This is a genomic window from Achromobacter animicus (genome assembly GCF_902859585.1).
In the GTDB taxonomy this organism is placed as follows: domain Bacteria; phylum Pseudomonadota; class Gammaproteobacteria; order Burkholderiales; family Burkholderiaceae_B; genus Achromobacter; species Achromobacter animicus.
Genome location: NZ_CADIJM010000027.1, coordinates 1 through 13789, shown reverse-complemented (window position 1 = coordinate 13789; position 13789 = coordinate 1). Strand labels below are relative to the sequence as shown.

Genomic DNA, 13789 nt, shown 5'->3' with positions numbered 1-13789 from the left:
GGACGGGCTATTTCAGCAGGTCTCGGGCGCTGGCGATCAGGCTGTCGGCGATGCGGCCGGTGTCGATCTTGAGCTGCCCGGAGGCGATCGCGGCGCGAATGGCGGCGACACGCTCGACGTTGATGTCGTTCGAGCCGTCCTGCATGGCCAGCATCTTGCGCGACGCCGAGCTCAGCGCGACTTGCGAGCTGCTCGATCCGGTGGCGCTGCCGGCGCCATACGCTTGACTGACCGCGGACTCGGCGCGGGCACCGACGGCGTCGGCCGCGAGGGGCCGGTTGGTGGTCGAATTGATTTTCAAGGTTTTCTCCGCAGGGCGTCCTGGGTCGGTTTGCGACGGATCCGCCTACTTATGTCTCTGTAACGACAAGGGCCGGAGGAACTTTAGGGTATATGCGAGCCAGGCGCAACGCGATTTGTAACAGGTCTATAGCTGAATTTCCACCAGCGTGGCGTTCCGGACGACGCCGCTGACCACCTGGCCGCCCGCGGTGCGTACCTGGACGACGGCGCCGGGGGCCGCGTTGCCCATGGCTTCGCCTTCGCTGCTGACCATGAAACCGTTGCCGCGCGCGTTGATCCGCACGTTCGTGCCGCGCTGCACCGACTGGGCGTTGCGCAGCGACGAGCTGCGGATCGGCTGGCCGGCGTTGATGCGGAAGGCGGCGGTCATGCCGGCGACCGCCTGCGGGTCGGTGATGGCGTTGGGGGGCAGGGAGACCAGGTCGCCCTCGCGGGCGTCCAGATCCGCCGGGGTCAGGGCCTGGCCGGCTGCGATCAGGCGCGAGGCCACGTAATAGTGGCCGGCCACGCTGACGGAGGCCTGCACGTAGGCGGTCCAGCCTTTGGCCGAGTTGCAGCGCACGCCGACAGTCATGCGCGACCGCAGCTTCATGCCGGACGGCAGGAAGGGGGTCAGGTCGTCGCACGGCGTCAGGCGGTCGGTGCGCGGCGGGTCGATGGCGATGGACGCCTCGCCGGGCAGGGAGGCCAGTTGTTCCTGCAGATAGGTCTGCGCCGCAATGATGATCGCTTCCGGGGCCTGGGTGGCCGCGGCCTGTGCCTGGACGGCGCTTGCCGAGGCCAGGAGCAGGGCGGCGATGCCGGCGCGCGCGAGAAGGAGTCTTGCGGAGATTTTCATGATGGATGAATTGTAGAAGTGGGCGGCGTTCGGCAATACGTGAATTGGATGAGAAATGACGGGTTGTTTGGCTGATTGTGTTACAGGTCCGGCCCCTATCATGCCGTCATCCAATGGGATAACGGTGCGTCCGGCGTCCCTCGCTTTATCTGATCTGCAACGAATTCAAGGCGCCACGATGCTCGACAGGCTCAACGAAGATTTCCGGTTCTACCAGCAGGCTTTGGCACTGCGCGCGCAGCGCCAGGAAGTGCTTTCCTCGAACATCGCCAACGCCGACACGCCCAACTACAAGGCGCGCGACATCGACTTCAAGGCCGCGATGCAAAGCGCCATGGAAGGCACGATGCGCCTGCCCGACACGTCGCTCAAGCTGACGTCGGCCCGCCACATTCCGGCCAAGGCCGTGTCGCAGGGCCCGACGGATCTGCTGTACCGCCTGCCGTACCAGCCCAGCATGGACGGCAACACGGTGGACATGGACATCGAGCGCGTGCAGTTCGCCGACAACACCCTGCATTACCAGAGCACGATGCAGCTGATCTCCAACCGTATCCGCGGGCTGCAGACCGCCATCCAGGATTGATCTTTAAAGGGAGCAACAGGCAATGTCCTTGTTGAGCATTTTCGATATCGCCGGTTCGGCGTTGAGCGCGCAGTCGCAGCGCATGAACGTGGCGGCCAGCAACATGGCCAACGCCGACAGTGTGGTCGGCCCGGATGGCCAGCCTTACCGCGCCCGCCAGGTCGTGTTCCAGGTCAACCCGGCCGCAGGCCAGGCTTTGGGCCAGGAGATCGGCGGCGTTCGCGTGGCCGGCGTGGTCCAGGACCAGTCGCCCCTGAAGATGGTCTATGACCCCAAGCACCCCCTGGCTGACGCGCAGGGCTACATCAGCATGCCCAACGTCGATCCGGTGGCCGAAACGGTCAACATGATCGCGGCATCGCGGTCCTACCAGGCCAACGTCGAGGTCCTCAACACCGCCAAGGCGTTGATGCAGAAGACGCTGACCATCGGTCAATCCTAATTTCCAGCCAGAGTCTATCCATGACCACCGTCGACCAAACCACGAGCACCACGGCCATGGGCCTGGCGCAAACCGGCGCCAACAGCGCGAGCACCGCGCAGGGCCTGCAGGACCAGTTCCTGAAGCTGCTGGTCACGCAGCTCAAGAACCAGGATCCGCTGAACCCGATGCAGAACGCGGAGCTGACGTCGCAACTGGCGCAGATCTCCACGGTGGAAGGCATCACCAACCTGAAGAACACCATGCTGGCCATCAGCGGCCAGATCGACGTGTCCCAGTCGATGAACGCCGTGTCGATGATCGGCAAGGGCGTCCTGATCCCGGGCACGAAGGTCAAGGTCGGTGTCGACAGCGCCAACCCCGCGGACCGCGTGGTCACGCCCTACGGTCTGGATCTGCAGGGCGACGCCGCCAAGGTCCAGGTCCGCATCTCGGATTCGAACGGTGCAGTTGTGCGCACCATCGAACTGGGCGAGCAGAAGAACGGCGTGTACACGCTGGAATGGGATGGCAAGAACGACGCCGGCGTGGCGCTGGAACCGGGCGCGTACAACGTGTCCGTGCTGGCGACCGACGCCGAGGGCGCGAAGGTGAACTCGGAAGTATTGAGCTACGGCAACGTGAAGAGCGTGGCGTACTCCACCAACGGCCTGCGTCTGGATCTGGGCCTGGACGGCCAGACCAGCATGCTGGACGTGCGCAAGGTGATCGGCGCCTGAACGGGCGGATATGAATTGGTGCCGGCGCACGGGCGGCGGCTTTTCCACTAAAGATTAGCGAGAGTAAACATGGGCTTCGGACAAGGATTGAGCGGCTTGAACGCCGCTGCGCAGAACCTGGACGTCATCGGCAACAACATCGCCAACTCGGGCACCGTCGGCTTCAAGTCGGCCACCGCATCGTTCGCTGACGTCTACGCCAGCTCGCGCGTGGGCCTGGGCGTCAAGGTCTCGGCCATCAACCAGCGCTTCACGGTCGGTTCCGTGACGGGCGGCGGCGGCGAATACGACATCGCCATCGACGGCGCCAAGGGCATGTTCCGCGTGACCGACCAGAGCGGCTCGGTCATGTACACGCGCAACGGCGAGTTCCTCGTCGACAAGAACAACTTCATCGTGAACGCGCAGGGGTATCGCCTGACCGGTTACCCGGCCGGCGCGATCGGTGCGAACCCGGTCGAACTGCAACTGCCGACCGCCAACGTCGCGCCGCAGGCGACGACCAGCGCCACCACCGTGGCCAACCTGGATGCCAACGCCAAGATCGTCTATCTGAACGATACGGAGACGGCGCAGGAAGTACCCGGCAAGATCACTCTCGGTGGCACGGCGTACACGTTCACGAAAGCTGCCGGCGGCGCGCTGACGTGGACCCCTGGCAATCCGCCCGCCGCGGTGTACGGCACGGCACCGGCGACCGTCGAGCTTAACGCAGCGGGCGAGGTTATCAATGGCAAACTTGAGAACATCCCTGGCTTTGTCGACTTTACCGCCGCCGTCGTCGAGTTGGGCCGACCCTTCGACCCCAAGATCTCCAGCACCTACACGAACGCCTCTCCCATGACGGTGTTCGACTCCCTGGGCAACTCGCATCAGGTCATGCAGTATTTCGTCAAGCGTCCCGCCGAAGCTGGAACCAGCGTATATGACGTGTACTACACGATGGACGGCCAGGCTATGTCGCCCACGACGGAGAACAACGGCGTGTGGGGCGTTCCCACAAAGTTCACGTTCAACAACGCCGGCACGCTGACCAGCGCGCCGATCGTGAACCTGACCTTCGCCCAGCCCGGCGGCACGACCACCCCGGCCGATCCGCTGAACGTCGCCATCAACTACACCGGCACGACCCAGTACGGCAGCAACTACAAGCTGGTTGCCAAGCCCGACGGCTACACGTCCGGTGAGTTCAGTGGCATCAACATCAGCAGCGACGGCAGCCTGGTCGCCAGCTACACCAACGGCGAAACCCAGATCGTGGGCACGCTGGTGCTGGCCGACTTCTCGAACCTGCAGGGCCTGCAGCCCGTGGGCAACAACGCCTGGAAGGAAACGGCGGCTTCCGGCCAGCCGATCCTGGGCCAGCCCGGCACCAACAGCATGTCGACGGTGGTGGGTCAGGCGACCGAAGCGTCCAACGTGGACATGAGCCGCGAACTGGTCAACATGATCATTGCCCAGCGCACCTACCAGGCCAATTCGCAGACCATCAAGACCCAGGACGAAATCATGCAAGTCCTGATGAACCTGAAGTAATGCCCGCTGGGCAAGCGACGACACCGACGGAATAGGCAATGGACAGAATCATCTACACCGCCATGAATGGCGCAGCGCGGATCACGGAGCATCAGGCCGCGCTCTCCAACAATATGGCCAACGTGAACACGGCGGGCTTTCGCGAGCAGATCGCGCTGTATCGCTCGGTTCCCGTGACGGACGGGGTGAGCCTGCCTACGCGTGTTTCGACGGTGGCGTCCACGCCCGGCAACAGCTTCGAGATGGGCACCATGCAGACCACGGGCCGCGGCCTGGACGTGGCGCTGGCCAGCGAGAACGGCTGGATCGCGGTGCAGACGCCGCAAGGCGAGGCCTATACCCGCGCGGGCAGCCTGCAGGTCGGCATCAACGGCCTGCTGCAGACGTCGCTGGGCCAGCCGGTCCTGTCGGACCAGGGCGGTCCCATCGACGTGCCCGACCAGGCCGCGCTGACCATCACGTCGGACGGCACGATCACGGCGCTGGGCGCCGGCGACGCGCCGAACAACATTCTGAACCTGGGCCGCCTGAAGCTGGTCAACCCGGACAACAAGCAGCTGGTGCACGGCGACGACGGCGTCTTCCGCATGGCGCCGGTCAACGGCCAGCCCGCACCGCCGGTGCCCGCCGACCCCGCCCTTCGCCTGTTGTCGGGCGTGCTGGAAGGCAGCAACACCAATCCCATGGCGTCGATGGTGGGCATGATCGAAAACGCCCGCCGCTTCGAGCAGCAGATGCAGGTGATTCAGCAGTCGGACCGCAACGCGGAACGCGCCAACGGCATTCTGTCCGTAAGCGCCTGATTTAAATAACATTTAGTTCGCGGCCAGGCCGCGGCACCGGAGTCTTTCATCATGATGCGTTCGCTGTGGATCGCCAAGACGGGCCTGGAAGGTCAGCAGACCTCCATGGACGTGATTTCCAACAACTTGGCCAACGTCTCCACCAACGGGTTCAAGCGCGGCCGTGCCGTGTTCCAGGACCTGATGTACCAGACGCTGCGCCAGCCCGGCGCCCAGGTGGGCGATGCCACGCAACTGCCGTCCGGCCTGCAGCTGGGCACCGGCGCGCGCGTGGCCGCGACCGAGCGTATCCACTCGGACGGCAACCTGAACAACACCGGCAGCGAAATGGACGTGGCGATCAACGGCCGCGGCTTCCTGCCGGTTGAACTGCCCGACGGCACGCAGGCCTACACGCGTGACGGCGCGCTGCAGCGCGACCAGAACGGCCAGCTCGTCACCGTCAGCGGCTACGTCATCCAGCCGCCGATCAACGTGCCGGACAACGCGCTGTCCATCACCATCGGCACCGACGGCATGGTCTCGGTGACGCAACCCGGCGCCGCCGGCATCAACGTGCAGATCGGCCAGTTGCAGATCGCCACGTTCATCAACCCGACCGGCCTGCAAAGCATCGGCGAAAACCTGTACCTGGAAACTGACTCGTCGGGTCCGGCGAACCTGCTGCAGCCCGGTGTGGACGGCGCGGGTTCGATCATGCAGAAGTACGTCGAAACCTCCAACGTCAACGTCGCTGAAGAGCTGGTCAACATGATCACGACGCAGCGCGCCTACGAAATGAACAGCAAGGCCGTCAAGACGTCGGACGAAATGCTGGCCCGCCTGACCCAACTGTGATGCTCATGTCTGTCCTGCGCCTGGTACTTGCGTCTGCGCTGGCTCTGCTGGCGGCTGGTTGCGCCATGATCCCGCCCGAACCCATCGTGACCGGGCCGACGACGGCGGCCCCGCCGCCGCCGCCGATGCCCATGGCGCAGCCCACGGGCTCCATCTACCAGCCCACGACTTACGGCAATTACCCGCTGTTCGAAGACCGCCGGCCGCGCAATGTCGGCGACATCGTCACGATCGTGCTGAACGAGCGCACCAACGCGTCCAAGAACGTGGCGACGAATACCAATCGCAGCGGCTCGACCACGCTGGGCATCGCCGCGGCGCCGTCCTTCATGGACAGCTGGGCGAACGCCAACCTGAACACCGAAGCCAATGGCGGGAATGTGTCGCAGGGCAAGGGCGACAGCAGCGCCAACAATGCCTTCACCGGCACCATCACGACCACGGTGGTGGGCGTGATGTCCAACGGCAACCTGCAGGTCGCTGGCGAAAAGCAGATCGCCATCAACCGCGGCAGCGAGTACGTGCGCTTTGCCGGCGTGGTCGATCCGCGCTCCATCACGGGCACGAACACCGTGTCGTCCACGCAAGTGGCCGACGCGCGCATCGAATACCGCAGCAAGGGCGTCATGGACGAAGTCCAGACCATGGGCTGGCTGCAACGCTTCTTCCTGATCGCTTCGCCGTTCTAAATCATGAAACAACAGACTCCGATATCCACCTTGCTGTCCCTGATGGCGCGGGTGTGCGTGGCCGTCGGGCTGGCCGCGGGCGCCGGTGCGGCGCACGCCGAGCGGCTCAAGGATCTGGCCAGCATCCAGGGCGTCCGGGGCAACCAGCTCATCGGCTACGGCCTGGTCGTGGGCCTGGACGGCAGCGGCGACCAGGTGCGCCAGACGCCATTCACGCAGCAGAGCCTGACCAACATGCTGTCGCAGCTGGGCATCACGGTGCCCGCCGGCAGCAACATGCAATTGAAGAACGTGGCCGCCGTCATGGTCACGACGACCTTGCCGGCATTCGCGCGGCCCGGCCAGACGCTGGACGTGGTGGTCTCGTCCATGGGTAACGCCAAGAGCCTGCGCGGCGGCACGCTGCTGATGACGCCGCTCAAGGGCGCGGACAGCCAGGTCTACGCCATTGCCCAGGGCAACATCCTGGTCGGCGGCGCCGGCGCGTCCGCGGGCGGTTCCAGCGTGCAGATCAACCAGTTGAACGGCGGCCGCATCAGCGCGGGCGCCATCGTCGAGCGCGGCGTGCCGACCACGTTTGCCCGCGACGGCTACGTGCATGTCGAACTGAACAATACCGACTTCGGCACCGCGCAGAACGTGGCGACGGCCCTGAACCGCCAGTTCGGACAGGGCACGGCCACGGCGCTGGACGGCCGCGTCATCCAGGTGCGCACGCCCATGGAGCAGGGCTCGCAGGCCCGCTTCCTGTCGCAGATGGAAGACCTGCAGGTCACGCGCGCGCCGACGGTCGCCAAGGTCATCATCAACGCCCGCACCGGCTCGGTCGTCATGAACCGAACGGTCATGATCGAAGAGGCCGCCGTGGCGCACGGCAACCTGTCGGTCATCATCAACCGCCAGAACGAGGTCGTTCAGCCGGACACGCCGTTCACGCAGGGCCAGACGGTGGTGGTGCCCAATACCCAGATCGAAGTGCGGCAGGACAACGGCTCGCTGCAGCGCGTGAGCACCAGCGCCAACCTGGCCGACGTGGTCAAGGGCCTGAACGCCCTGGGCGCCACGCCGCAGGACCTGCTGGCCATCCTGCAGGCGATGAAGACCGCGGGCGCATTGCGCGCCGAACTTGAGATCATCTGACGGCCATGGCTTACACCAACGACGCGGCACGCGGCAGCGCCCGGCAGGATTCGGTCTTCGACATGGGCCGCCTGTCGGACCTGAAGCGTGACGTCAAGAAGGACCCGGCCGGCACCGAGCAGCAGAAGCAGGTCGCCAAGCAGTTCGAAGCGCTGTTCCTGCAGATGATGGTCAAGCGCATGCGCGAGGCCACGCCCAAGGAAGGGCTGTTCGATTCCCAGCAGACGCAGATGCTGCAGTCCATGGCGGACGAGCAACTGGCCCTGCACCTGGCCTCGCCCGGCATCGGCCTGTCGCAGGCGATCCTGGCGCAGATGCAGCAGGGCAAACCCGGCGATGTCCCGGACGAAGCGATCAAACGCATCGGGCAGGGCGGCGATCTGGACTTCCAGACCGGCGGCTCGCGTGAGGTGTCGGCGCTGCTGAACGTCATGCGCAACAACCGGCCGGCCGACCGCGCGCTGGCTGCGGCGGAAGGCGCGCCCGAGCACGTGGTCGACTTCGTGTCCAAGATGTCGCGCGCCGCCAACCTGGCGTCGCAGCAAAGCGGCGTGCCGGCCCGTCTCATCATGGGCCAGGCGGCCCTGGAATCCGGCTGGGGCAAGCGCGAAATCAAGCATGAGGACGGCAGCACCAGCTTCAACCTGTTCGGCATCAAGGCAGGTTCGAGCTGGAAGGGCAAGGTCGTCAACGTGCTGACCACCGAATACGAAGACGGCGTCGCCCGCAAGGTGACGCAGCCGTTCCGGGCCTACGCGTCGTACGAGGAATCGTTCGCCGACTACGCCCGCCTGATCGGCAACAGCCCGCGGTACGAGAGCGTGACGACGGCCCGCAACGAGATCGAGGCGGCCCGCCGGATCCAGGACGCGGGCTACGCGACCGACCCGCGCTATGCCCAGAAGCTCATCGGCATCATGGGGCAGCTGCGGGGCGCGGCATCCAACGTGGAAAATTCACGGCGGATGTTGGAAGGACTCTAAATTTGGGTGATCTCCTGCCGTAAACGGGGTATCCAGAGATAACAGCTGCGGTTACATACGGGGCATTGTCAGCATGAATTTGTACAAAACGGCACTGGGCGGGTTGAACGCGGCGCAAGCCGGTCTGGCAACCACCGGCCACAACATCAACAATGCCACCACGGTCGGCTACAACCGCCAACGCGTCATGACCTCGACGGCGGGCGCGCAAGCGACCTCCAACGGCTACATCGGCCGTGGCGTCCAGGTCGACACCGTCGTGCGCAGCTACGACAGCTTCCTGTACAAGCAGCTCGTCGGCGCGAACGGCAGCGGCGCCCAGCTCCAGGCGCAGCTCGACCAGGTTTCGCAGATCAACAACCTGTTCTCCGACCGCACGGTTGGCATCGCCCCGGGCCTGACCAACTTCTTCACCAGCATGAACACGGTGGCCAGCAAGCCGGCGGACCCCGCCGCGCGCGCCGACCTGCTCGGCCAGGCCAACAGCCTCACGACGCAGATCCGCTCGGCCTACTCGGAAATGCAGAAGCAGCGTGAAGGCCTGAACACGCAGATCAGCACCACGGTCGACCAGGTCAACAGCTACCTGACCCGCATCGACGACCTGAACCAGCAAATTTCCCTGGCGGCCGGCAAGGCCGGCGGCAGCCCTCCCAACGACCTGCTCGACCAGCGCGACCAGGCCGTCATGGAACTGAACCAGCTCATCGGCATCACGACCTACGAGCAGGGCGACAAGATCAGCATCTCGCTCACGAAGGGCGGCCAGTCGCTGCTGTCGGGCAACACGCTTTACCCGCTGCAGGCCGTTCCGTCGGCCTCGGACGCGGGCCGCACGGTCATTGCCTATACGCTGCCCGCGGGCACCGGCAAGACCATCGCGGTCGAGATGCAAGACAGCGAAGTCACCGGCGGCAAGCTGGGCGGCCTGCTGCAGTTCCGCGCCTCGTCGCTGGACGTCATGCAGAACCAGCTGGGCCAGATGGCCGTCGGTCTGGCGCTGTCGTTCAACGAGCAGCACAAAGAGGGTCTGGACCAGGGCGGCAATCCGGGCACGGACTTCTTCAGTATCGGTTCGCCGCAAGGTGTGCCCAATTCAGCAAACAAGAGCAACGCGCAGATCTCGGGTGAATTCACCGACCTGGCAAACGTCAATGCCAAGGACTACGAGATCTCGTTCGACGGCACCAACTACCAGGTCGTGCGCATGCCGGAAGGCTCGCAGGTCTACAACGGTCCGGCTACCGGCACCCCGCCCACCGCAACGCTGAACCTCGAAAGCGAGATGGGCGTGACGCTGACCATCAATGCGCCGCCCCAGGCCGGCGACAAGTGGTCGCTGTCGCCGACGCGTAACGCGGCCCGCGACATCAACGTTCTGATCACCGATCCGGACAAGGTTGCCGCGGCGGATCTGGAGGGCGGCGATGCCAACGGCAAGAACGCGCTGAAGCTGGCGCAGCTGCAGACCAGCAAGGTGCTGGGCCACGGCACGATGAGCATCAACGACATGTTCGCGCAGGTCGTGAACACGGTCGGCGTGCAGACGCAGCAGATCAAGACGGCCGCCACGGCGCAGGTCAACCTGATCAAGCAGACGACCGCTGCCCAGCAGGCGGTGTCGGGCGTGAACCTGAACGAAGAATACGTAAGCCTGTCGCTGTACCAGGAGCAATACCAGGCCAGCGCCCGCATCATCGATGTGGCGAGCACCATTTTTGACACGCTGTTGGGCCTGCGCGGCTGATCAGAACGTTGATTGTGAATACTAGAAAGCATTACGGAGCTGCACCATGCGTCTGAGCACCACGATGATGTACACGAACGGACTGAGCGGCGTTCTCGCTCAGGAATCCGACATGAATCGCCTGGTCGAACAGGTTGGCAGCGGCCGCAAGTTCCTGACCCCCGCGGACGATCCGCTGGCGGCTTCCCTGTCGATCGGCGTCGCGCAGACGCAGAGCATGAACACGACGTATGGCCTGAACCGCAACACGGCAAAGACCAACCTCGGCCAGGAAGCCAACGTTCTGGATTCGATCACCACCGCGCTGCAGGACGTGCGCACGCGCGTCGTCCAGGCCGGCAACGGCACGTTCGCCGACAGCGATCGCCAGGCCCTGTCGACCGCGTTGAAGAGCGCTCGCGACGCGCTGCTGGGTCTTGCCAATAGCACCGACGGCAACGGCCAGTATCTGTTCTCCGGTTACGAAGGCAGCGTGGTGCCTTACGCGCAGGACGCCACGGGCAAGGTCGTTTTCAGCGGCGCCACCGGTGAGCGCACCGTGCAGGTCGACCAATCGCGCCAGCTGTCGACCAGCGATCTGGGCAGCGACGTTTTCAATCGCGCCAACCCGGGTTCGACCGCCTATGTCAGCACGGCAAATGACAACAACACGGGCACCGCGCAGTTCGGCACCGTCTCGGTCACGCCGGGCAGCGCCAACATCGGCAAGAGCTTCAGCCTGCAGTTCGAGGCCGATCCCGCCACGGGCAACATGGGTTATCGCGTCATCACGACCGACCCCAACGCCAATCCGCCCGTGCCGCCGGTGACCACGCCCGCGCCGCCGGCCGGCCCCACCGAATACAAGGAAGGCGCCAGCATCGACTTCGGCGGCGTTGCTGTGGTCGTCAAGGGCACGCCGGAGAACGGCGACGTGATCGACGTCGAAAGCATTCAGTCGGCCGATGTGGATCTGTTCAACACGCTGGATAGCCTCATCAAGGTGCTGGATTCGCCCATCGCGGGCGACGAGAAGGCGCTGGCCCGTCTGAACAACGAACTGGCGACGGCGAACAAGAAGCTTGCGTCCAACTACGACAACATCCTGACCGTAGGCGCGTCGGTGGGCGCCCGCCTGAACGAGCTGGAGGCGCTGGACGCCACCGGCACGCAAAAGGGCCTGTCGTATTCGAAGTCGCTGTCGGATCTGGAAGACCTGGACTACTACGCCGGCGCCAGCCAGCTCGCGCTGCGCCAGGTGGCATTGCAGGCGGCCTCGGCCGCGTTCATGACCATCCAGGGTTCCAGCCTGTTCAGCCGCAAGTGATGCGGTAGTTATCTGCGCGGCGCCGTTTGCGCGCGCCGCGGGTGGCGCACTTTTCGGACGCTGCCGGCCCGGGGCCGGGGCGTCCGTAGTGCGTGTAGGGTAGGTTGTGTCGTTTTTCGTTGCTTAACGCTCGGATATTTCATGCTTGGTAATTTAAAAGTTCGCACCTGCATCATCCTGGTGCTGTTGCTCTTCACGGGCGCCATGTTCATTTCGAACGGTGTGGCGTGGATGGGGTTGAATTCCGGCAGCGACAAGCTGGCGCAGGTCAACGAGGCCTATGCCAACCAGGCGACGCAACTGCAGCGTGCCTACAGCACCTTCCTGCGCGGCCGTCTGTTGCTGGCCAATTCGCTGATGGACATGCAGCAGGGCAAGACCGAACAATCGACGTCGCAAGCCAAGCGTGCCGATGCGCTCATGGCCGATGGTCAAAGGCTGTTCGACTCGTTCCGCAAGGCGCCGCGCATGGCAGGCTCCGAGGACCTCGTCGCCAAGCTGGAAGCCGCCTACAAGCAGTTCGACGACGTCTACCGCCGCCAGGCCGCCGCGCTGGCGAACCTGGCCATCCAGGACTACCTGGATCTGAACGACGCCGGCGGCGCTGCCAACACCGCGTTCCGCGAGGCCGTCAACAACGTGCTGCAGTTCACGGACACGCGCACGGACGAGCTCATCGCGCAGGCGGAAGCCGACCACAACATTTCGCGCATGGTGACCATTGTGATGCTGGCCATCGCTCTGGTGCTGGCGCTGGGCTGCTGGATCTTCATCAACCGCACCGTGCTGCGTCCGTTGCACGAAGCCGGCGACCACTTCGAGAAGATTTCCGCTGGCGATTTCACCGGCCGTATCGAAGTGCGCAGCACCAACGAAATCGGTCACCTGTTTGGCGCCATCAAGCGCATGCAGGAAAGCCTGACCCGCACGGTGGCCACGGTGCGCCGCGGCGTCGAAGAAATCAACGTTGGCGCGCGTGAAATTTCCGCGGGCAACACAGACCTGTCCAGCCGCACGGAGCAGCAGGCTGCTTCGCTGGAAGAGACCGCCGCCTCGATGGAAGAGCTGGCCTCGACCGTGAAACAGAACGCGGACAACGCCCGCCAGGCCAATCAGTTGGCGGCGAGCGCGTCTGACGTGGCTGAACGCGGCGGTTCGGCCGTGTCGGAAGTGGTCAACACGATGCAGGAGATCTCCGCCAGTTCGCGCAAGATCTCGGAGATCGTGTCTGTCATCGACGGCATTGCGTTCCAGACCAACATCCTGGCGCTGAACGCTGCGGTGGAAGCCGCACGTGCTGGCGAACAGGGCAAGGGCTTTGCCGTGGTGGCGGGCGAAGTGCGCTCGCTGGCGCAGCGCAGCGCTCAGGCGGCCAAGGAAATCAAGGGCCTGATCGAGGACTCGGTGTCCAAGGTCGGCGCGGGTTCGCAGCAGGTCGAACGCGCCGGTTCCACGATGCAGGAAATCGTGTCGTCGGTGAAGCGCGTGACGGACATCATGGGCGAGATCTCGGCGGCGTCCGAAGAGCAGTCCAGCGGTATTGATCAGGTCAACCGCGCCGTGTCGCAGATGGACGAGGTGACGCAGCAGAACGCGGCGCTGGTGGAAGAGGCCGCGGCCGCCGCCGGCTCGCTGCAGGAACAGGCGCAGCGCCTGGCCGAAGCGGTTGCCGTGTTCAAGATCAACGCTGGCGAAGTCATCGAAGTGCCCGCGCGCCAACTGGCGCAGGAACGCAGTGCGCCGCGGATGCCCGCGCCCAAGCCCGCGCAGGAAGCCGCCGCGCCGGCTGCTCAGCCCGAGCCCGCCGCCAAGGCCGCGCCCGCGCCCGCACCCCGTCTGACCCAGGTTGCCCGGCCCAAG

14 protein-coding genes are annotated in these 13789 nt (G+C 64.9%); 12 read left to right on the top strand and 2 right to left on the bottom strand.

Translation table 11 applies throughout. The annotated features are described in order from the left end of the window. Positions 1-7 precede the first annotated feature (7 nt). A complete protein-coding gene (flgM, locus tag HV681_RS27260) occupies positions 8-301 on the bottom strand; it encodes a flagellar biosynthesis anti-sigma factor FlgM (RefSeq protein ID WP_056570190.1) in 294 nt (97 codons plus the stop codon). A 126-nt stretch (positions 302-427) separates the two neighbouring features. After that, positions 428-1141 carry a flagellar basal body P-ring formation chaperone FlgA gene (flgA, locus tag HV681_RS27255; protein WP_175126216.1) on the bottom strand — a complete coding sequence of 238 codons (714 nt, stop codon included), beginning with the start codon at positions 1139-1141 and terminating at the stop codon, positions 428-430. Positions 1142-1319: 178 nt separating this feature from the next. Between flgA and flgB the strand changes: the two genes are divergently transcribed. The 12 genes from flgB to HV681_RS27195 all read left to right on the top strand — a co-directional run. Beyond that, positions 1320-1727 carry a flagellar basal body rod protein FlgB gene (flgB, locus tag HV681_RS27250; protein ID WP_175126215.1) on the top strand — a complete coding sequence of 136 codons (408 nt, stop codon included), beginning with the start codon at positions 1320-1322 and terminating at the stop codon, positions 1725-1727. Between the two features lie 22 nt (positions 1728-1749). Continuing rightward, on the top strand, positions 1750-2169 hold the full coding sequence (gene flgC / locus HV681_RS27245; RefSeq protein WP_105238489.1) for a flagellar basal body rod protein FlgC: 420 nt from the start codon (positions 1750-1752) through the stop codon (positions 2167-2169). A 20-nt stretch (positions 2170-2189) separates the two neighbouring features. After that, complete coding sequence (locus HV681_RS27240) at positions 2190-2888, top strand: flagellar hook capping FlgD N-terminal domain-containing protein (RefSeq protein ID WP_175126214.1); 699 nt, start codon at positions 2190-2192, stop codon at positions 2886-2888. Positions 2889-2957: 69 nt separating this feature from the next. Next, on the top strand, positions 2958-4424 hold the full coding sequence (locus tag HV681_RS27235) for a flagellar hook-basal body complex protein (RefSeq protein WP_175126213.1): 1467 nt from the start codon (positions 2958-2960) through the stop codon (positions 4422-4424). Positions 4425-4462: 38 nt separating this feature from the next. Then, positions 4463-5227, top strand: coding sequence for a flagellar basal body rod protein FlgF (locus HV681_RS27230; RefSeq protein WP_175126212.1), 765 nt, complete (start codon positions 4463-4465; stop codon positions 5225-5227). Between the two features lie 51 nt (positions 5228-5278). After that, positions 5279-6064 carry a flagellar basal-body rod protein FlgG gene (flgG, locus tag HV681_RS27225; protein ID WP_105238493.1) on the top strand — a complete coding sequence of 262 codons (786 nt, stop codon included), beginning with the start codon at positions 5279-5281 and terminating at the stop codon, positions 6062-6064. After that, entirely contained in the window at positions 6064-6753 is a 690-nt protein-coding gene (locus HV681_RS27220; protein WP_175126211.1) for a flagellar basal body L-ring protein FlgH, read from the top strand. Before flgG ends, HV681_RS27220 begins: the two co-directional genes overlap by 1 nt. A gap of 3 nt (positions 6754-6756) precedes the next feature. Continuing rightward, the gene (locus HV681_RS27215) at positions 6757-7893 is read left to right on the top strand and encodes a flagellar basal body P-ring protein FlgI (RefSeq protein WP_279975072.1); all 1137 of its coding nucleotides are present in this window, start codon (positions 6757-6759) and stop codon (positions 7891-7893) included. 5 nt (positions 7894-7898) lie between these two features. Further along, the gene (gene flgJ, locus HV681_RS27210; protein WP_175126210.1) at positions 7899-8876 is read left to right on the top strand and encodes a flagellar assembly peptidoglycan hydrolase FlgJ; all 978 of its coding nucleotides are present in this window, start codon (positions 7899-7901) and stop codon (positions 8874-8876) included. Positions 8877-8949: 73 nt separating this feature from the next. Continuing rightward, positions 8950-10623: a flagellar hook-associated protein FlgK gene (flgK, locus tag HV681_RS27205; protein WP_175126209.1), complete on the top strand. Its 1674-nt coding sequence runs from the start codon at positions 8950-8952 to the stop codon at positions 10621-10623. 46 nt (positions 10624-10669) lie between these two features. Further along, positions 10670-11929 carry a flagellar hook-associated protein FlgL gene (gene flgL / locus HV681_RS27200; protein WP_175126208.1) on the top strand — a complete coding sequence of 420 codons (1260 nt, stop codon included), beginning with the start codon at positions 10670-10672 and terminating at the stop codon, positions 11927-11929. Positions 11930-12070: 141 nt separating this feature from the next. After that, positions 12071-13789 (top strand): methyl-accepting chemotaxis protein (locus HV681_RS27195; RefSeq protein WP_175126207.1); only part of this gene is annotated, 1719 nt, incomplete at its 3' end.